This is a genomic window from Streptomyces sp. NPDC052109, assembly GCF_040680195.1.
GTDB lineage: Bacteria > Actinomycetota > Actinomycetes > Streptomycetales > Streptomycetaceae > Streptomyces.
This window is the reverse complement of sequence record NZ_JBFAWF010000002.1, coordinates 35,534-53,888: the sequence shown is the minus strand read 5'-3', so window position 1 is coordinate 53,888 and position 18,355 is coordinate 35,534. Positions and strand designations below refer to the sequence as shown.

23 protein-coding genes and 1 pseudogene are annotated in these 18,355 nt (G+C 69.1%); 12 read left to right on the top strand and 12 right to left on the bottom strand.

Annotated features, from left to right (window positions below; genetic code table 11):
- Positions 1–45: 45 nt before the first annotated feature.
- Positions 46–1,080: a class II fructose-bisphosphatase gene (gene glpX, locus AB0L59_RS05740; RefSeq protein ID WP_365579637.1), complete on the bottom strand. Its 1,035-nt coding sequence runs from the start codon at positions 1,078–1,080 to the stop codon at positions 46–48.
- Positions 1,081–1,207: 127 nt separating this feature from the next.
- On the opposite strand from glpX, the gene AB0L59_RS05735 reads away from it, so the two are divergent.
- Positions 1,208–1,735, top strand: coding sequence for a DUF4245 domain-containing protein (locus AB0L59_RS05735; RefSeq protein ID WP_365579635.1), 528 nt, complete (start codon positions 1,208–1,210; stop codon positions 1,733–1,735).
- A 92-nt stretch (positions 1,736–1,827) separates the two neighbouring features.
- Here AB0L59_RS05735 and AB0L59_RS05730 read toward each other — a convergent pair whose 3' ends face one another.
- The 4 genes and pseudogenes from AB0L59_RS05730 to AB0L59_RS05715 form a co-directional block, all read right to left on the bottom strand.
- Positions 1,828–2,418, bottom strand: a complete 591-nt coding sequence (locus AB0L59_RS05730; RefSeq protein ID WP_365579633.1) for a malonic semialdehyde reductase — start codon at positions 2,416–2,418, stop codon at positions 1,828–1,830.
- 147 nt (positions 2,419–2,565) lie between these two features.
- A complete protein-coding gene (locus AB0L59_RS05725; protein WP_365579631.1) occupies positions 2,566–2,790 on the bottom strand; it encodes an exodeoxyribonuclease VII small subunit in 225 nt (74 codons plus the stop codon).
- Entirely contained in the window at positions 2,787–3,995 is a 1,209-nt protein-coding gene (xseA, locus tag AB0L59_RS05720) for an exodeoxyribonuclease VII large subunit (RefSeq protein WP_365579629.1), read from the bottom strand. The genes AB0L59_RS05725 and xseA overlap by 4 nt, the downstream gene beginning before the upstream one ends.
- 152 nt (positions 3,996–4,147) lie before the next feature.
- Positions 4,148–4,352, bottom strand: a pseudogene (locus AB0L59_RS05715) (amino acid permease); the annotation flags it as partial.
- A gap of 240 nt (positions 4,353–4,592) precedes the next feature.
- On the opposite strand from AB0L59_RS05715, the gene AB0L59_RS05710 reads away from it, so the two are divergent.
- Both AB0L59_RS05710 and ppgK read left to right on the top strand, forming a co-directional pair.
- Positions 4,593–5,600 (top strand): 4-hydroxy-3-methylbut-2-enyl diphosphate reductase, encoded by a 1,008-nt coding sequence (locus tag AB0L59_RS05710; protein ID WP_365579627.1) that lies wholly within the window; start codon positions 4,593–4,595, stop codon positions 5,598–5,600.
- Between the two features lie 29 nt (positions 5,601–5,629).
- Positions 5,630–6,376 carry a polyphosphate--glucose phosphotransferase gene (gene ppgK, locus AB0L59_RS05705; protein WP_365579625.1) on the top strand — a complete coding sequence of 249 codons (747 nt, stop codon included), beginning with the start codon at positions 5,630–5,632 and terminating at the stop codon, positions 6,374–6,376.
- 42 nt (positions 6,377–6,418) lie between these two features.
- Here ppgK and AB0L59_RS05700 read toward each other — a convergent pair whose 3' ends face one another.
- Positions 6,419–6,967: a DUF6542 domain-containing protein gene (locus AB0L59_RS05700; protein WP_365579623.1), complete on the bottom strand. Its 549-nt coding sequence runs from the start codon at positions 6,965–6,967 to the stop codon at positions 6,419–6,421.
- A gap of 183 nt (positions 6,968–7,150) precedes the next feature.
- On the opposite strand from AB0L59_RS05700, the gene ychF reads away from it, so the two are divergent.
- The 4 genes from ychF (at position 7,151) to AB0L59_RS05680 (ending at position 10,375) form a co-directional block, all read left to right on the top strand.
- Entirely contained in the window at positions 7,151–8,239 is a 1,089-nt protein-coding gene (gene ychF, locus AB0L59_RS05695; protein WP_365579621.1) for a redox-regulated ATPase YchF, read from the top strand.
- A gap of 424 nt (positions 8,240–8,663) precedes the next feature.
- Positions 8,664–9,176 carry a helix-turn-helix domain-containing protein gene (locus AB0L59_RS05690; protein WP_365579619.1) on the top strand — a complete coding sequence of 171 codons (513 nt, stop codon included), beginning with the start codon at positions 8,664–8,666 and terminating at the stop codon, positions 9,174–9,176.
- A 54-nt stretch (positions 9,177–9,230) separates the two neighbouring features.
- Positions 9,231–9,536 (top strand): hypothetical protein, encoded by a 306-nt coding sequence (locus tag AB0L59_RS05685; RefSeq protein WP_365579617.1) that lies wholly within the window; start codon positions 9,231–9,233, stop codon positions 9,534–9,536.
- Between the two features lie 56 nt (positions 9,537–9,592).
- Positions 9,593–10,375, top strand: coding sequence for a hypothetical protein (locus tag AB0L59_RS05680; protein ID WP_365579615.1), 783 nt, complete (start codon positions 9,593–9,595; stop codon positions 10,373–10,375).
- A 95-nt stretch (positions 10,376–10,470) separates the two neighbouring features.
- On the opposite strand, the gene AB0L59_RS05675 is transcribed toward AB0L59_RS05680, so the two are convergent.
- Both AB0L59_RS05675 and AB0L59_RS05670 read right to left on the bottom strand, forming a co-directional pair.
- Positions 10,471–10,743 carry a hypothetical protein gene (locus AB0L59_RS05675; protein ID WP_365579613.1) on the bottom strand — a complete coding sequence of 91 codons (273 nt, stop codon included), beginning with the start codon at positions 10,741–10,743 and terminating at the stop codon, positions 10,471–10,473.
- 12 nt (positions 10,744–10,755) lie between these two features.
- A complete protein-coding gene (locus AB0L59_RS05670; RefSeq protein WP_365579611.1) occupies positions 10,756–11,070 on the bottom strand; it encodes a hypothetical protein in 315 nt (104 codons plus the stop codon).
- Positions 11,071–11,335: 265 nt separating this feature from the next.
- On the opposite strand from AB0L59_RS05670, the gene AB0L59_RS05665 reads away from it, so the two are divergent.
- Positions 11,336–11,542, top strand: a complete 207-nt coding sequence (locus AB0L59_RS05665; RefSeq protein WP_365579609.1) for a hypothetical protein — start codon at positions 11,336–11,338, stop codon at positions 11,540–11,542.
- A complete protein-coding gene (locus AB0L59_RS05660; protein ID WP_365579607.1) occupies positions 11,448–11,954 on the top strand; it encodes a DUF6879 family protein in 507 nt (168 codons plus the stop codon). Before AB0L59_RS05665 ends, AB0L59_RS05660 begins: the two co-directional genes overlap by 95 nt.
- 83 nt (positions 11,955–12,037) lie before the next feature.
- Here AB0L59_RS05660 and AB0L59_RS05655 read toward each other — a convergent pair whose 3' ends face one another.
- The 4 genes from AB0L59_RS05655 to AB0L59_RS05640 form a co-directional block, all read right to left on the bottom strand.
- The gene (locus AB0L59_RS05655; RefSeq protein WP_365579605.1) at positions 12,038–12,619 is read right to left on the bottom strand and encodes a Uma2 family endonuclease; all 582 of its coding nucleotides are present in this window, start codon (positions 12,617–12,619) and stop codon (positions 12,038–12,040) included.
- Positions 12,620–12,622: 3 nt separating this feature from the next.
- Complete coding sequence (locus AB0L59_RS05650) at positions 12,623–13,084, bottom strand: winged helix-turn-helix transcriptional regulator (RefSeq protein ID WP_365579603.1); 462 nt, start codon at positions 13,082–13,084, stop codon at positions 12,623–12,625.
- Positions 13,085–13,267: 183 nt separating this feature from the next.
- The gene (locus AB0L59_RS05645; protein ID WP_365579601.1) at positions 13,268–14,230 is read right to left on the bottom strand and encodes an alpha/beta hydrolase; all 963 of its coding nucleotides are present in this window, start codon (positions 14,228–14,230) and stop codon (positions 13,268–13,270) included.
- Positions 14,231–14,306: 76 nt separating this feature from the next.
- Entirely contained in the window at positions 14,307–15,029 is a 723-nt protein-coding gene (locus AB0L59_RS05640) for an FCD domain-containing protein (RefSeq protein ID WP_365579599.1), read from the bottom strand.
- A gap of 109 nt (positions 15,030–15,138) precedes the next feature.
- On the opposite strand from AB0L59_RS05640, the gene manD reads away from it, so the two are divergent.
- The 3 genes from manD to AB0L59_RS05625 all read left to right on the top strand — a co-directional run bounded on the left by manD (position 15,139) and on the right by AB0L59_RS05625 (position 18,346).
- Positions 15,139–16,365, top strand: coding sequence for a D-mannonate dehydratase ManD (gene manD, locus AB0L59_RS05635; protein ID WP_365579597.1), 1,227 nt, complete (start codon positions 15,139–15,141; stop codon positions 16,363–16,365).
- Positions 16,362–16,889, top strand: a complete 528-nt coding sequence (locus AB0L59_RS05630; RefSeq protein WP_365579595.1) for a gluconokinase, GntK/IdnK-type — start codon at positions 16,362–16,364, stop codon at positions 16,887–16,889. Before manD ends, AB0L59_RS05630 begins: the two co-directional genes overlap by 4 nt.
- A gap of 161 nt (positions 16,890–17,050) precedes the next feature.
- Positions 17,051–18,346 (top strand): MFS transporter, encoded by a 1,296-nt coding sequence (locus AB0L59_RS05625; RefSeq protein ID WP_365579593.1) that lies wholly within the window; start codon positions 17,051–17,053, stop codon positions 18,344–18,346.
- Positions 18,347–18,355: the final 9 nt, after the last annotated feature.

Here is an 18,355-nt window from a genome sequence, read left to right as displayed (position 1 = left end):
CGCCGACGGACGCGCAGGCCCTCTTCGAAGAGTCGCCCCCCGGACCTACTTGGCGCGGTCGAAGTCGATCGCGCTGTAGGCCCGCAGCTTCCTCAGCCTGTGCTCGGAGTCGATCTTCCGTACCGTCCCCGACTTCGACCGCATCACGATCGACTCGGTCAGCGCCGTCTCCGAGCGGTACCGCACACCCCGCAGCAGCTCGCCGTCGGTGATACCGGTCGCGACGAAGAAGACGTTCTCCCCGGACACCAGGTCGTCCGTCGTCAGCACGCGGTCCAGATCGTGCCCGGCGTCGACGGCCCGCGCACGCTCCTCGTCGTCCTTGGGCCACAGCTTGCCCTGGATGGTCCCGCCCAGGCACTTCACGGCACAGGCCGAGATGATGCCCTCCGGCGTGCCGCCGACACCGAGCAGCAGGTCGACCCCGGTGCCCTCGCGCAGGGCGTAGACGGAGCCGGCCACATCGCCGTCGGAGATCAGCTTGATGCGTGCTCCGGCCTCCCGGACCTCCCTGATCAGGCCCTCGTGCCGGGGCCGGTCGAGGATGACGACGGTGACGTCCTCCGGGGTGGCCTTCTTCGCCTTGGCGATCCGCTTGATGTTGACGGCGACCGGCGCGTCGATGTCGACGAAGTCGGCGGCCTCGGGGCCGGTGACCAGCTTGTCCATGTAGAACACGGCCGACGGGTCGAACATGGCGCCCCGCTCGGCGGCGGCGAGCACGGCGATCGCGTTGGGCATGCCCTTGGCCGTCAGCGTGGTGCCGTCGATCGGGTCGACCGCGATGTCGACCTCGGGACCGGTGCCGTCGCCCACGTGCTCCCCGTTGAAGAGCATCGGGGCCTCGTCCTTCTCGCCCTCGCCGATGACGACGACGCCGTTCATCGACACGGTGGAGACGAGGGTCCGCATGGCGCGCACCGCGGCACCGTCGGCGCCGTTCTTGTCGCCGCGCCCCACCCAGCGGCCCGCGGCCATGGCGGCGGCTTCGGTCACCCGGACGAGTTCCAGGGCGAGGTTGCGGTCGGGAGCCTCGGAGGGAACATCGAGCTCGGACGGCAGGTGATGATTTTCGGTCATCGGAGCGCACCTTTCTGATACGACGACGGCCGGATGAGGGTGTTGGTCCCGACTCTATCGTTAGGCAGACAAAATGAGCAGGGGACCCCACGGATGAGCGCTTGGGGTACCTGCGACGATAGGGGACGTGGCAGGTTCGAACGGCAGGCAGAAGACGGCCCGGGACATGATTCTCTCCCTGGCCCTGATCGGCATCGTGGCGGTGGGCGTCTGGTTCTTCGGCATCCCGCACGACGATCACGCTCCCGACCTCAAGCGGGTCGACTACCAGGTCGAGCTGCTCACGGCCCGCCGCTCGGTGAGCTACCCGGTGGCCGCCCCCGAGGGCCTGCCGAGTACCTGGAAGGCGACTTCCGTACGCTTCCAGGGCGAGGACGGCGACCGCTGGCACCTGGGCTTCCAGACCCCGGACAGCCAGTACGTGCAGATCGAGCAGTCCACGCAGAAGCCGGCCGCCTTCATCGACGAGGCCAGCCAGGGCGGGACGGCCACGAAGCGGACCGAGACCATCGGCGGCCGCACCTGGACCCGCTACACCGGCGGCCGCTACGACGCCCTCGTCCTGAACGGCACGCCCGGTTCCACGACCGTGGTGGCCGGCACGGCGTCCTTCGCGGAGCTGACGAAGATGGCGGCGGCGCTGAAGATGCAGTGAGGCGCGCCGAGCCCCGTACGACACGCGAAAGAGGCCCCCGGCACCGGGGGCCTCTTCGTGTCCGCAGGCGTCCGCCGCGGCGCGGGTGTGGCTCAGACGGTCGTGACGACGTCGTCGTACCCAAGGCGCGGCGAGCGCGGGAACCAGGAGTCCGGGCCCGGACGGCCGATGTTGACGACCATCAGCGGGGTGTGGTCGTCGTCCAGGAACTCCTTGCGGACGCCCTCGAAGTCGAGGCCGGTCATCGGGCCGGCGGCGAGGCCCGCGGCGCGGACACCGATGATGAAGTACGCGGCCTGCAGGGCGGCGTTCAGCGCGGCGGCGCCCTCACGGGCCGAACGCTCGCCGAAGAACACGTCCTTGGCCTGCGGGAAGTGCGGGAAGAGGGTCGGCAGCTCCTCGTGGAACTCGTTGTCCGCGGAGAGGATCGCGACCAGCGGGGCGGTGGCCGTCTTCGGCTGGTTGCCCTCGGCCATGTGCTGCACCAGGCGCTCACGGGCCTCGGCGGAGCGGACCAGGGTGATGCGCAGCGGCGACTGGTTGAAGGCGGTGGGGCCGTACTTGACCAGGTCGTAGATCGCCTGGACCTGCTCGTCGGTCACCGGCTCGTCGGTGAAGGTGTTCGCGGTGCGGGCCTCGCGGAACAGCAGGTCCTGGGCGGCGGGGTCAAGAACGAGAGACATACGTGGACTTCCTAGGGGGGTGCCTTGATCCGACGTACCGGACCGTGGTCCGGATCGGCTGATGGCACGACTCTACGACAGTGAAGTTCAACCTTCAACAAAGGTCGGGGGGTGGTGATCCGCTTCACAGCCCTCGGGGGCCGGCGCCTACTCGGCGTCCTCCTCCTCGGCCTCCTCGGCCAGCGCCGCGTCCAGCCGGGCCCGCGCCCCCTCAAGCCAGCGCCGGCACACCTTGGCCAGCTCCTCACCGCGCTCCCACAGCGCCAGGGACTCCTCCAGCGTCGTACCGCCCGCCTCCAGGCGCCGTACGACCTCGATCAACTCGTCCCGCGCCTGCTCGTAGGAGAGCGCCTCGTCCACCTTGCTGGTCATTCGCCTACCTTCACTGTGAATTCGCCGTCGGCGACGCGGGCCCGGAGCGCCTCGCCCACCGTCACCTCGTCCGGACCGCGCACCACGTGCCCGTCCGTCTTCTGCAGCACCGCGTAGCCCCGCCTGAGCGTGGCCGCGGGGGAGAGGGCCACCACGCGCGCGTGCGTGTGCGTCAGCTCCGAGTCCGCGCGGTCCAGGAGATGGCCGAGGGTCCGCCGGCTCCGCTCGACGAGAGAGGACACGTGGTCGGCGCGCTCGTCGATCATCCGGTGCGGATCCTCTATCGAGGGCCGGGCCAGGGCGTGCGCCAGCCCGCGCTCCTCCCGCTCCACGAACGCCGCCATGCACCGCCGTGCCCGGTCCCGCAGCATCCGCACCCGCTCGAACTCCTCGCCCACGTCCGGCACGACCTTCTTGGCCGCGTCGGTGGGGGTGGAGGCGCGCAGGTCGGCCACGTGGTCCAGCAGCGGGTTGTCCGGCTCGTGCCCGATCGCGGACACGACGGGCGTACGGCACTCGGCCACGGCCCGCACCAGCTGCTCGTCGGAGAACGGCAGCAGGTCCTCCACGCTGCCGCCGCCCCGCGCGACGATGATGACGTCCACGTCCGCCATCCCGTCCAGCTCCTTGACGGCCTGCACGACCTGCGGAACGGCGTGCACACCCTGCACCGGGACGTTGCGCACCTCGAAGCGGACGGCGGGCCAGCGGTGCCGGGCGTTCTCCAGCACGTCGCGCTCCGCGGCGGAGGCACGGCCGCAGACCAGCCCGATCAGCTGCGGCAGGAACGGCAGCGGCTTCTTGCGCTCCGGCGCGAACAGCCCCTCGGCCGCGAGCGCCTTCTTCAGCCGCTCCAGCCGGGCCAGCAGTTCCCCGACACCGACGGGCCTTATCTCGGCGGCGCGCAACGACAGCTGCCCCCTGGGCGCATACCACTCCGGCTTCGCCAGTACGACGACGCGGGCACCCTCGCCGACGACGTCCGCGACGGCGTCGAACACCTGGCGGTAGCAGGTCACGCTCACGGAGACGTCGTACGACGGATCACGCAGCGTCAGGAACACGACACCGGCGCCGGGCCGCCGCGACAACTGCGTGATCTGCCCCTCGACCCACACCGCACCGAGCCGGTCGATCCACCCGCCGATCAGCCGGGAGACCTCGCCCACGGGAAGGGGGGCTTCGGGGGTGCTGTTCACAGGCATGTGGTCGAGCGTAACGGGGCGTGCTGACAGTCCGGCCCAGCGCGTTCGCCCCGAGGCCGTGCGCCGGGTGCGGTGCGCCGTGGCTGATCGCGCAGTGCGCCGCGCTCCTTCAGGGTGCTCGGCTGCTCGTGCGCTCGCGCCACCCCGCTCGCCGCCACCGTGACCGCCGCGCCCAGCACCGGCACCGGCACATGCCGCCACCAGCTCGGCCCGTCCCGTGGCCGCACTCCGAAATACCCCCAGCACGCTCGCGTGCAGCAGCGTGAACGCCGTCGGCGCGCCGATGTCGACCACCACAGCGACCCGCGGCACACCGGCGTCCGCGCGGGACCGGGCCCGCGGCAGCCGGCGGATCCGTCGCCGCGGCACCAGAAAACCGGCGAGCGCCGCCGCCCGTACGCCCCAGAGGTCCAGCAGGGCCGTGACGACGAGGGCCAGCGCCGTCCACACCGTCCGGAAGCCGAGACCGCGCCGCAGCCGTGGTGCTCGTCGGTCGGGGAGGCCGTCGTCCCGGTGCCGGGCATGGCAACGGGTCCTCCCCGCACGGCACCGGCACGCGATCCCTGCGCCGCCGAACGCACCCTTACGATGGGACGCATGACCGCTTCGTCTGGCCGCCGTGTCCTGCTCGCCGCCCCCCGTGGCTACTGCGCCGGTGTGGACCGCGCCGTGATCGCCGTCGAGAAGGCCCTGGAACAGTACGGGGCCCCGATCTACGTCCGGCACGAGATCGTCCACAACAAGTACGTCGTGCAGACCCTGGAGAAGAAGGGCGCCGTCTTCGTCGAGCGGACGGAGGAGGTGCCGCCCGGCAACATCGTGATGTTCTCCGCGCACGGCGTCGCCCCGGTCGTGCACGAGGAGGCCGAGCGGGGCCGCCTCGCCACCATCGACGCCACCTGCCCCCTGGTCACCAAGGTCCACAAGGAAGCCGTCCGCTACGCCAAGGAGGACTACGACATCCTCCTGATCGGCCACGAGGGCCACGAGGAGGTCATCGGCACCTCCGGCGAGGCCCCCGACCACATCCAGCTCGTCGACGGCCCCGAGGACGTCGCCAAGGTCGAGGTCCGCGACCCGTCGAAGGTCGTCTGGCTGTCGCAGACCACCCTGTCCGTCGACGAGACCATGGAGACCGTCGACGCCCTGAAGACGAAGTTCCCCGGTCTCGTCTCCCCGCCCAGCGACGACATCTGCTATGCCACGCAGAACCGCCAGCTCGCCGTGAAGCAGATGGGCGCCGAGGCCGAGCTGGTCATCGTCGTCGGCTCGCGCAACTCCTCCAACTCCAAGCGGCTGGTCGAGGTCGCCAAGCTCGCCGGCGCCCGTGAGGCCTACCTGGTGGACTTCGCCGACGAGATCGACGCGGCCTGGCTGGAGGGCGTGACCACCGTCGGCGTCACGTCCGGCGCCTCCGTCCCGGAGGTCCTGGTCGAGCAGGTGCTGGAGTGGCTCGCGGAGCGCGGCTACGGCGACGTGGAGATCGTCAAGGCCGCCGAGGAGTCGATCACCTTCTCGCTGCCCAAGGAACTGCGCCGCGACCTGCGCGACGAGGCCGCCGCCCTGGCCGCCGGACGCGGTGGCACCGGCGCCTCCGAGGAGTGACGGTCAGTCGTCCGTCGTAACGTGGTGCCATGCAGATCTTCGGCGTGGACATCGGCGGATCCGGCATCAAGGGTGCCCCTGTGGACCTCGACAGGGGCGCCCTGGCCCAGGAGCGCTGCAAGGTGCTCACCCCGCACCCGGCGACACCGGACGGCGTGGCCGAGGGGGTCAAACAGGTCGTGGACCACTTCGGCTGGACCGGCCCGGTCGGTCTGACCTTCCCCGGGGTGGTCACGGGCGGCTCCATGATCCGGACGGCGGCGAACGTCGACAGGAGCTGGATCGACACGGACGCACGCGCGCTGTTCGGCGGCAAGCTCGGCGGCCTGCCGGTGACGGTGGTCAATGACGCGGACGCGGCGGGCGTCGCCGAGATGCAGTTCGGCGCGGGCCGGGACCGCAAGGGCACCGTCATCCTGCTCACCTTCGGCACCGGCATCGGCAGCGCCGTCTTCGTGGACGGCACCCTCGTCGCGAACACGGAACTGGGCCACCTGGAGCTGCACGGCCACGACGCCGAGAAGCGGGCCTCCAGCAAGGCCAAGGAGGACCACGAGCTCACCTGGGAACAGTGGGCGCACCGTGTCCAGAAGTACCTGGCGCACGTGGAGATGCTGTTCTCGCCGGAGCTGTTCGTCATCGGCGGCGGGGTCAGCCGCAAGGCAGACAAGTTCCTGCACTTCATCGAGGGCATCAAGGCCGAGATGGTCCCGGCCCAGCTGCAGAACGACGCGGGGATCGTGGGAGCGGCGATGAGAGCGGCCCAGCTGCTGTAGGGCCGGCGGTGCTGTGGCGCCCGGGCGGCCGCCCGCGCCGGATCAGCTCCGGCGCCGCCCCCGTACCCACCGCACTCGGCGCACGAGGACGATCACCCCGGCGGCGAGCGTTCCCCCGTACAGCCAGCCGGCCTGCGTGGCGAGCCCGGTGAACAGGCCCATCAGCCGGCCGAGCAGCCCCCCGCCACCGTCGGCGACGGGGACCAGTCCCACGGCGAACGCGATCGGCACGACCACCGGGGCGGTCAGTACGTCCCCCGCCCGCACCCACAGCGCGGTCAGCACGCACACCGGCAGGAACAGCATGCCGTACATGGGCAGGGACCTGCCGAAGAGCAGGGTGTCCAGGCAGCCGAGCAGGAACATCAGGAGGGCGCAGAGCAGCCCGCTGCCGAGCCCGGTGAGCCGCGGACCCGGCGACAGCGGCCGGGGGACCCGCACCCCCCGCCCGGCCCGCTCCGGCCGCTGGGCCCCCTGCCTCGGCCTGCGCTCGCCCCCGGGCCGGCGCCGGGCCTGCGGGGGCAGCTGCGCGGACGGTGGGGTGCCGCGTCGCGGTCCGTCGTTCGGGGGTCCCGTTCTGCGTTGCTCCACTGGACCAACTTAGGTCTGTTTATGTGCCGAATCGGCCATCAGACACGCCGGGGAGAAGAGCTTGCCCAGGCGTTCGAAGCTCCCGCGAGCCGCCGGTCCCGGACGCCGTAAACTGGGGGATCGGCCAGTGTCGGTCTCTGGCCCCCGCACCCCCTGGCCCACTCATCTACGGGAAGTCGCAACGTGTCGCTCACGATCGGAATCGTCGGCCTGCCCAATGTCGGCAAGTCGACCCTGTTCAACGCCCTGACCAAGAACGACGTGCTGGCGGCCAACTACCCGTTCGCCACGATCGAGCCGAACGTCGGCGTGGTCGGCGTCCCCGACGCCCGCCTCGCCAAGCTGGCCTCGATCTTCAAGTCGGAGCGTATCCTGCCGGCCACGGTCGACTTCGTGGACATCGCGGGCATCGTGCGCGGCGCCTCCGAGGGCGAGGGCCTCGGCAACAAGTTCCTCGCGAACATCCGTGAGTCCGACGCGATCTGCCAGGTCATCCGGGCCTTCAAGGACGAGAACGTCGTGCACGTCGACGGCAAGGTCTCGCCGAAGGACGACATCGAGACGATCAACACCGAGCTGATCCTCGCCGACCTGCAGACGATCGAGAAGGTCCTCCCCCGTCTCCAGAAGGAGTCGCGGATCAAGAAGGACGTGGCCCCGAAGGTCAAGGCGGTCGAGGAGGCCAAGGAGATCCTGGAGAAGGGCGACACGCTCTTCGCGCACGGCATCGTCCAGGGCACCGAGCGCAACGAGCTCCTGCACGACCTGCACCTGCTGACCACCAAGCCCTTCCTCTACGTCTTCAACGTCGACGAGGACGAACTGGTCGACGAGGAGTTCAAGGACGAGCAGCGCGCCCTGGTCGCCCCCGCCGAGGCGATCTTCCTCAACGCCAAGCTGGAGGCCGACCTCGCGGAGCTGGACGAGGAGGAGGCCCTGGAACTCCTCCAGTCCGTCGGCCAGGACGAGCCCGGCCTCGCCACCCTCGCCCGCGTCGGCTTCGACACCCTCGGCCTGCAGACCTACCTCACGGCCGGCCCGAAGGAGTCCCGCGCCTGGACGATCAAGAAGGGCGCCACGGCCCCCGAGGCGGCCGGCGTGATCCACACCGACTTCCAGAAGGGCTTCATCAAGGCCGAGGTCATCTCCTTCGACGACCTCGTCGAAACGGGCTCGGTCGCCGACGCCCGCGCCAAGGGCAAGGCCCGCATGGAGGGCAAGGACTACGTCATGCAGGACGGGGATGTGGTGGAGTTCCGCTTCAACGTGTAGGGCGATTTCCCTTGATCGCCAAGAGGGCAGGCCAAGGGGCATAACCGCAGGTGAGAGGCCAGATCTTCGGATCTGGCCTCTCCTCGTTCATCCCCGTTGAAACCCGCTGTTACGCGTTCCCGTGGTGACTTGGTGGTGACTCCAGGATGGAGGCTGCATCGCTCTGACCTGGGCTTTCTCTCGGAGGCGGTTCAGGCGTTCATGCGGTGCCCTCTGTAGTGCCGAGGCCGCCTTCGAGGCGCCCAAGCAATGTCACGGAGAGTCACGATGTTGGGCGTTTGTCATAACGTGCTGTAAGTTCACCGCGCAAAACAAGACCCCCCAGGGACGGCAATCCCAGAGGGGCAACAGCAGGCCCGGGTGCAACCGGGCACTACCACACACCTGAAGGAATCAGCTTCAGATGCGAATTCATCGTACGCGTTTGGCGCGTGAGTACGTGCAGGTCGGGAACGTCATAGCGAGACACGGGAACCTCTCCCTTGAGGCCGTGGGCCTCCTGGTGCGTCTCCTCTCCCTCCCCGATGGTTCGGGGGCAACGGTCGAGAGGATTGCCCAGCTCGTTCCCAACGGACGCCGTTCCGTTCAGAAGGCCATGGCCGAGCTGATCGAGGCCGGTTACGTCCACACGGCCAAGCTTCAGGACCCCGAGACGGGCCGATGGGTCACCATCACCACCGTCACGGACACCCCGGAAGGCCAGGTCAAGCCGACTGACCGGTTCCCGACGGTCGGTGCCCCGAAGGCCCGTACGTCGGCGGCTATCCCTAACGGGATAAAGACAGAGAGCAAGAACACCACCCCACCCCAGGAGCTTGCCGAGGAAGAGGCCCAGGAGCCGTCTGGAGACTCCGAGAAGGGGCGGGAGGGAGAGACCGCCTTCCTCGCCAAGATCACCCAGCAGATGACCCGTGAGGCCCGCAGCATCCTTGAGTGACTGCCCGAGCGTCTGTTCCTCACCGATAGGGAGATCTCCCGCCTCGCCCCGAGCGTGGTGCCGTGGCTGCGTGAGGACTACTCCCGCAACGAGATCCTGAAGTGCCTCACTGCGGCGACTCCCAAGCAGGTCGATTCGGTGGCCGGCCTGATCTCGTGGCGGCTGAAGAACTTCACCCCGGAACGCACGCCCTCTGCTGCGGTTCCGACGCCTCGCCCTGCGGCCCCTGGGCTGGTCGAGTGCTGCGCGTGCCAGCGGCCGATCAAGAACGGCACCCCTGGCGACATCTGCTCTGACTGCCGGGCCGAGATGACCCGTGCCGCCGATCACCTCGGCGTTGAGCTTCAGCCCTCCCTCTGAGCTGAGAACCCCTTCGACTTCCCGCGATCGAGAGGACTCCCATGCCTACTTCAGCCATGCCCTGGTACATCAAGGCCGTTCTTCGGGTGGCCCTCCCCGCGGCCTGCCTCGCGGCCCTGTACCTGTCCATTCCTGGTGAGATCTCCCTGGCTTCCACTGCGGGGTGGTCGGCCAGGTACGCCCCTGCCATGCCGGTGTGCCTGAGCGTCTATGCGCTCTCGGCCGGTGCGATCGCTACGTACCGGAGGAAGGCCAAGCTCCCGGGGCAGGCAACGGCTCTCGTCGGCGCCCTGATGGCTCTCCTGCTGGCCATGTCGGCTCAGTCGATCTCTCACCTGATCGAGCAGACGTATATGGCAGGCTCGGCGCTTCTCACCGTGGCTGTCTCCCGTATCCCGCCTCTCGTCATCGGTCACCTGATCCACATGGCTGAGACGCCCTCTCAGGCCGTCTCCGCTTCCGAGGAGATAGACGAGCTGAGAGAGGCCAACTCTCACCTGCTCACGGCCTTGATCGCGCACGAGGGGAAGGCTCTCCTCTCTCGCACCGTCGCCGTTCTCGGCGTGATCAGGCACCTGGAATTGAAGGCCGGCGCGGCTGTTGAGAAGGCCGCGGTGACGATCGACAGCATCGAGCTGGACATGGCCCCGAGGAAGCGTGGGGGCACCAGGGTGACGGGCCAGGACATCGAGGAGGCCCGCGAGAGGCTGGCCCGGGACAGCGGTGAGAAGGCGACCGTGGCCCGTGTCTGTGAGTTCCTGGGCATCTCTCAGGCCACCTACTACCGTCACAAGCCCGCGGAACAGCATGCGGCCGGCGTCCTGTTCGCCACTGCCTGACAGCCCACTGACTGAGGTAGAGGGGACTACCTCGGGTTGAGAGAGCATGTAATGAATTGCCCCCGTCGCTCTCGCGGCCGGGGGCTTTTCTTCGTTTAGTGGGGTGCGTCAGGATCACCAAAGTGCCTGGGGTATGCGCACTGCACCACGATCCCATCCTTGTGCGTCACAGTGACCGCCTCACCGCTCTTCTTGACCAGATGCCAAACCAGCTTCATCGCCTCGAAGTCTTCGTTCGGCCCGAAGTTGCAGGTCACCATGACCGTGCCATCCTCGCGGGTCTCTGACTCGTACGTCGGGAGCTTGCTCACACCAGCATGCGCGTACGAAATCAGCACCCACCAACTCAAGTTGGTTTCCCGAGTCATCGCTTCTCCCCCTCAGCCCCCGGCCGCACCACGCGGGGCGTGGTTGATCCAGTTCGGATCGTACTCGCCAGTCTCATAAACGCTGATGGAGCAGTAGGAATCGTTCGGGTGCTGCTTCTGGCACCAGTTGTCGATCTTGTCGTCGCACAGTGCCAGGTCGCTCCTCGTCATCGGGGCAGACGGGTCGGCCAGCGAGCTTGCGCAGGACGGGAGACCGCTGTCATCGGTGGTGGACTTGACCACTCCGACAAGGATGATCACGGCCCAGGCGCAGCCGATGACCGTCCATACCCGCTTCTTGCCGTATCTCTGGGTGAGCGTTTGCATGTAGATGTACCCCCCACATGGTTCGTGTGATCGGTGATCATAAGTGGTTGATCAGTGAACGAGAAGAGGGGGGCCTGTGAAGGCAGCACCCCTTCCCTCGACGCGTCCCGGCCCGCTGGAGATCGCCAGAGGCTCCATGAGGCCCACGTACGGCCCTGTTCTATGCAAAGACGCGCATAGTCGCGAGAGTGCATAGGCGGCCCTGCGTGGGCCTCGTACCGTCGTACGCGACGGCCCAACCGGGGCAACCACTCAGGGGGTGCGTATGGCACGCGAGGAACTGACCCGTCTCACCGGCAATGGCAATGGGGAATGCGGAGAGAACGACTGCCCGAACGTCTATCTCACCAAAAGGGGGACTCTCGTCGTCCAGGGCGATGTCTCAGAAGCGTTCACCCCGCCTGAGGGTGAGGGCCTGGTGGAGATCCCCGAGAGTGTTCTTCGGGAGGCTATTCGTGCTCTTGGATGGTGAGGAGTGGCTGAAGACTCTCAGAGACTTTCAGGCAGAAGCATGGAGGCTTGAGACACTGCCTCAGTATCTCGTTCCCCAAGAGACCGACGAGATAGAAGCCTTTCGAGCCGGTAAACGGATTGACCCTGAGACTTACGCATCTCCGTATGTGGAAGACCTGAAGAGGCTCCGCGGAGAGAGGAAGTGCAAGGGGCGCGTTCACATCGTGCGTCGTGATCCAGAGTGCGCTTCGCCCCACTTCGCCGGTTTCCCTGGCTGTGGCTGCCTGAGTGGCAGTTCGCCAGACGGTGGTGATTCGGTGGTGACTTGGCAGCCTGAGAGAGGGCGGAACCCTTGGGATTACTGGGCTGTATGGCCCTCCTTGAAAGTTCCGGTTCAATGTGTGAGCGGTTCGTTACCCTGTGCTAAATAGTTCGTCAAACATGCAGGTCAGAGGGGGCCCGGCTCTGTGAGTCCGGCCCTCTCTGCGTTCCCGTGCTGAGTCGGTGCTGACTCCTACTTGCTCCTCGGCGGGGTGAGCTTGTCGAGATCCAGGCTGATCTCGAATGGCACAGGCCGCTTCAGGGAGCCCCGGAAGATGCCGGCGGGCGCGTAGGCGCCAGTCGGTTCGTCGAGTTCATAGACATGGACGACGGGGGCGCCGGCCTCGTCCTCGATGCACCAGTAGTGCGGGATGCCGGCCTCCGCGTACTTGCGGAGCTTGACCGTGCGGTCCCGGTGCGCGGACTCGGGTGAGACGACCTCGATGACGAGCCGCACCTCAGCGGGCGTGAACCAGGTGCGGTCGCCGTCGTAGGCGGCCGACGTCAAGAGTAGAGCGGGCTCGGGCCGGTTTCGCTCGTCGAGCTTTATGGTCATCTCGCGGCCGACGCTGACATCGCTGGGCGCCTGCTCCATGAGGGCGACAGTGAGCATGGTGACGAGGTGGCCACGCCACCACCGCTGGGGCGACATCATGAAGACGAGGGCTCCGTCGATCAGCTCGGTGTGGCGGGGTGCCTCGGGGAGGCGGTCCAGGTCCTCCGCGAACCATCCTTCCGCGCGCGGCGGGCGCATCCAGTCGGGCAGTGCGGTCATGGCTCAACCGTAGCGACTCGGCGAGGTCAGGGCCACGAGATCGTCAAGGGGCGACCGCCTTCCTGGGTCCTGAACCCCTCGGGCCTGCCGCCCCTGCTGATTTTGTGCTGACTTGGATCTCTCAGAAGCTCGTTTCCGCAGGTGAGAGCGTTGTGGTGGACGTTCCGCTGCAACGTCTGGCGGGTGACTTTCCACCACGTCGCCGATCTGGCAAAGATGCAGGTCAGAAGGGGCCCGACGCGGGAGCGTCGGGCCCCTGTGCGATGCCTTGGCGGAGCCCTCCGAGTGCGGCCCGGCGGCCTGCTGCGCCTGCGCCCGGAGTGTGCGGGTGAGCATGCGCCGGGAGACGGCGGGGATCGCCGTGTCGAGGTCCAACCGGCGGGCGTCGCCGGTCGCGAGGTCCGACCGGCGGGCGTCGCCGGCCGCCAGGGCGCCGATGACCAGCATGCTCCACTTGTCACCCACCAGGTCGGGGTCTCGCGGACGAAGTCCGCGTCCTGCCCGGCCCAGCGCGCACACACGGCCCCGACAGGGAGAGCACGTTCACCCTGCCCTCGCCGGTGGCGGCTGCCCGGCCCTCGTGCCGACGCGAGTGCCGTGGGGCCTGCGTGACCGACGCGAGTGCCGTGGGGCCTGCCCTCGTCGGTGCTACGAAGCGGTGAGCTGGACGGGCCGGCCGGCTCGCGCGGTGGCGTTGACCGAGGCCAGGACCGCGTTGGCTGTGGCCCGCCAGTCGCGTGCGGGCTGCCAGTCCGGCAGGGTCACCGATCCGTGGATGTGTCCCGGCATGGTCCGGCTGACCGCCTGGACACCGGCGTCGCGCAGCCTGACCGCGTAGGCCTCGCACTCGTCGCGGCGTGGGTCGAATTCCGCGTTCATGAAGTACGCGGGCGCGAGGCCCTCGAGGTCGGGGGCGAACAGCGGGGACGCGTACGGGTGGGTGCGCTCGGCGAGCGAGGAGAGGTAGAGGTCGACCATCGCGAGGTCCGTCTCGCGGGTGGTGTCGTGTTCGGGGCGGGGGTTGCGCCAGGCCGCCGAGGACTTGGTCAGGTCGGTCCCGGCGATCTCCAGCAGTTGCAGGGCGAGCGCGGGGCCGCCCAGGTCCCGGGTCATCAGGGCGATGGCCGCGGCGAAGTTCCCGCCGGAGGAGGAGCCGCCGACGGTGATGGCGTGGGGCGCGATGCCGTACCCCGCGGGGTCCGCGGCCAGGCCGGTGAGCGCGGTGTAGCAGTCGTCGACTCCGGCGGGGAACCGGTGTTCCGGTGCCAGCCGGTACTCGACGGACGCGACCAGGCACGCGGCGTCGAGGGCACGCCGGGAGAGCAGGCCGTCGAGGTCTCCGGACAGCGCCGAGCCGAGGACGAACCCGCCGCCGTGGAAGTAGACGTGCAGCGGCAGGCCGCCGCCGCCCGGCGGCCGGTACAGCCGGACCGGGACGTCGCCGATCACGACGTCGCTGATCTCGACGTCCTCGACCGGCCCGTCGGACAGGTCCGGCACCTGGAACATGCCGCGCATCGTCGGCAGGTCGTCGAGGCTGACGCCCCCGCCGGCCATGGACCGGTACTGGTCGAGCAGGGCACGAACGGGGGCGTCGAGCTCCATGGTCATCCATCCTCGCTATAGATGGGATGTTTGATGATGTTTGATTTATCGATGGGACCATAGGTTTGAGCCCGATGTGGCGTCAAGGGTTCGCGGGAAAGCTGTCCGCCTCCCGGGGTGACGCGGCCTCGTCGCGCCGGTTGCGCCGCTCGTTGCTCGACACGAGGTGGGCCCGCATGGCGGCGGCGGCCGACTCCGCGTCGCCGAGGAGCACGTGGTGGGCGATCAGGGCGTGCTCCTGGGCCGCCGCCTTGACGTCCGCGGGGGTGTGGTGGGCGGCGCGCATGAACCGTTCGAGCAGTTGGGCGGTGGTGTCGATGACGCTGAGGTACAGGCGGTTGTGCGCGCCCGCCGCGATCGCGCGGTGGAAGGCGACGTCTCGCGCGTAGAGGTCCTCGTTGCGGCGGACGGCGTCCTGGTAGGCGGCCAGCGTGGCGCGGATCTCCTGCAACTCGCTCTCTTCCGCACGTTCGGCCGCGCGGGCCGCCGCGTCGGCCTCGAGCAGGACGCGAAGTTCGAGGATCTCGCCCACGGCCGCGTCCTGCAGCATCGCGGCCGTGAAGCTCTGCGTGATGGCGGAGCTGCCGTCGATCATCTGAACCGTGGTCCCGGCGCCGGCGCGCACGTCCAGGACGCCCGTGGCGACCAGGCTCTGGACGGCTTCGCGCAGCGAGTTCCGGCCCACGCCGTAGCGCGTCATCAGCTCGCGTTCCGGGGGCAGCTTCGAGCCCTGCTCGAACACCCCCGAGGTGATGTCGTCGAGCAGTTGCTGGGCCACGGCCTGGCCCCGGGTCCGCGCAGCCACGGGAGACAGCCTCCTGTCAGATGGTTGACGACCAAACATCCTTCATTTTAGCTTGGCGGCCAGAAACGTCCTACCAAGAGGATGTTTCTCGGATCCGAGAGGCAAGTCAGTGAAGATCACATCCGCCGAAGTCGTCGTCACCTGCCCGGGCCGCAACTTCGTGAGTCTACGGCTGGAGACCGAGGACGGCGTGGTCGGCTGGGGCGATGCCACGCTCAACGGCCGCGAACTCGCTGTCGCCAGCTACCTGCGCGATCACGTGAACTCGGTGCTGATCGGCCGCGACGCCGGCGCGATCGAGGACACCTGGCAGTACCTGTACCGCGGTGGCTACTGGCGCCGTGGCCCCGTCACGATGGCCGCCATCGCCGCGGTGGACGTGGCGCTGTGGGACATCAAGGCCAGGTACGCCCGGATGCCGCTGTACGAGCTGCTCGGCGGTGCGAGCCGGAAGGGGCTCCTCGCCTACGGCCACGCGTCCGGAGGGGACCTGCCCCAGCTGTTCGACTCCATCGACCAGCACCTCGACGCCGGATACCGGGCCGTACGCATCCAGACGGGAGTCCCCGGTCTCGGCCAGGTCTACGGCGTGGCCGGCGGCGGCAGCGGAGAGCGCTACGACTACGAACCGGCGCGTGCCGCCGCCCGCCCGACCGAGGAGCAGTGGGACACCCGGGCCTATCTGCGCCATGTGCCGACCGTCTTCGAGGCCGTCCGGGCCAAGTACGGGCCGGAACTGCCGCTGCTGCACGACGGGCACCACCGCATGACGCCGGTCCAGGCGGCGCGGCTGGGCAGGAGCCTGGAGCCGTACGACCTGTTCTGGCTGGAGGACTGCACTCCGGCCGAGAACCCCGCCGGCCTGCGGCTGGTGCGGCAGCACACCACGACGCCGCTCGCCATCGGCGAGGTGTTCAACACGGTCTGGGACTACCAGACGCTGATCAGCGAGCAGCTCATCGACTACGTCCGTTCGGCGGTGACGCACACCGGCGGCATCACGGCCATGCGCAAGCTCCTCGACTTCGCCGCCCTGCACCAGATCAAGTCGGGCATGCACGGCCCCACCGACATCTCCCCCATCGGCATGGCCGCCGCTCTGCACCTGGGACTTGCGATCCACAACTTCGGGATCCAGGAGTACATGCACCACAGCGCGCGGACGCTGGCGGTCTTCCAGACCGGCTATCGGTTCGAGGACGGCCTCCTGCATCCCGGTGACCAGCCGGGCCTGGGTGTCGAGATGGACCTCGACGCCGCGGCGGCCTTCCCGTACCAGGGCGCGTACCTGCCGGTGAACCGGCTCGCCCTCGACGGAACGGTCCACGACTGGTGAGGGCGCGAACCCCCTACGACCGCGGCATCGTCGTGATGGGTGTCGCCGGAAGCGGCAAGACCACTCTCGCCTCCGCGCTCGGGCGCCACCTCGGACGTGGGTTCCGCGACGGTGACAGCTTCCACAGTGCCGCCAACGTGGCGAAGACGGCCCGCGGCGAACCCCTGACCAGCCAGGACCGCATCCCCTGGCTCGACGCCGTCGCGGCCTGGCTGGAGGCGACACCCCGCGGGATCGTCGCGTGCTCCGCTCTCGCCCATGGCTACCGCGACCGGCTGCGACGTTCCGGACCGCTGCTCATCCTCCACCTGGCCATCACGCCGCCGACAGCACGCCGGCGGGTGGCCGACCGCCCGGGGCACTTCATGCCCGCCTCCCTCGTCGACGATCAGTACGCCACCTTGGAGACGCCCTCCTCGGACGAACCCGACGTCGTCCGGCTCGACGGCGAACTCCCCGCCCCGGTCCTGACGGCGCACGCGCTGTCGGCCGTCGCGGGTCGGGCCGGACCCCGCACCGCCTGACCCGCCGGAAGAGCAGCGGACGAGCGGGTGCCGGCCCTGCGGGGCAGCCCGGCACCCCCACCGCCAAGCACGTTCAGGCCACCCCTACGCCCTGACCACCCCACATGAGTCGCATGGGCAAGCCGACGCATCACCCAGTCAGTTCGCACGAAGGAGTGCACATGACAGCCCAGCACGTCCCGCTGGCCCGGCGGGAAGACAGCAGCGCCCAGGTCACCCCCATACGCCGGTTCGTCCCGGCGATGCTGCTCACCCAGCTCGGCTTCTACGCCGCTCTGACGACCCCCCTGCAACTGCTGCTCGTCCTCCGTCTCGACTCCATCGCCGGCCCGGGCGCACGATCCGCGCTCGGAGTGGTCACCGGATTCGGCGCGCTCTGCGCGGTCGTGGCCACCCCGATCGGCGGTCGTCTCTCCGACCGCACCCGCGCACGCTTCGGAAGGCGCCGCACCTGGATCTTCACCGGGTCACTCGTCTTCGCCCTCGCGCTCGCGGCGATGACCGTGACGACCGCGGTCTGGCAGGTCGTCCTGCTGTGGTGCCTGGCGCAGGCGGCGGGGAACTTCCAGTTCGCCGCGAACGTCGCGATCATGGCCGACCAGGTCGCACCCGACAAGCGCGGTCTGGTGTCCGGGCTGGTCGGGCTCGTCGCGGCGATCGGCCCCATCGCGGGCATCGCCGCGGCCAACGCCTTCCCGGCGGGCGCGGCGGCCCAGTGGCTCGCCCTCGCGGTGGGCTCTTTCGGCACCACCCTCGTCGCGGTGCTGCTGTTCCGCGACCCGCCCGGCACCGAGCCGAAACCGCCGCTGAACCTGCGCACCCTGGCCGGCACCTTCTGGTTCAACCCGTACCGGTATCCCGCGTTCGGCTGGGCCTGGCTCGTGCGCTTCCTGATCATGTGCACGTACTCAGCCAGCGGCTACACCGCCTTCTTCCTCATGCAGCACCTGGACGTGAGCAAGGCCAGGGTCGGCACGGTCACCCTCGAGATCGGCCTGGTCGGCGTCGTCTGCCTGGGGATCTCCAGCGCGCTGGCCGGATACGCCTCCGACGCGCTCGGCAAGCAACGGCCCTTCGTCGTGTTCTCGGGCATCGCGGCCGCTGCCGCCCTCGTCCTGATGTCGACCGCCGCCAGCGTCACCACGGTCCTGGCCGCCTCCGGTCTGCTCGGCTTCGCCGTCGGCACCTTCCTCGCCGTCGACCTCGCCCTGTGCATGCGGGTGCTGCCCAGGGCCGAGGACACCGCGAAGGACCTGGCCATCATCAACATCGCCGTCGCGCTGCCCCAGTCGCTGGTCCCCTTCGCCGCCCCGGCGCTGATCGCCCTCGGCGGCTATCCCGCGCTGTACCTGACCCTGGCGGCGCTCGGTCTGCTCGGCGCCGCAGCGATCCTGCGCGTGCCGGAGGTGGGGCGGGAACACACACCCGGACGCGCGGCACCGATCACCCGTATCTGAGGAGGGCGT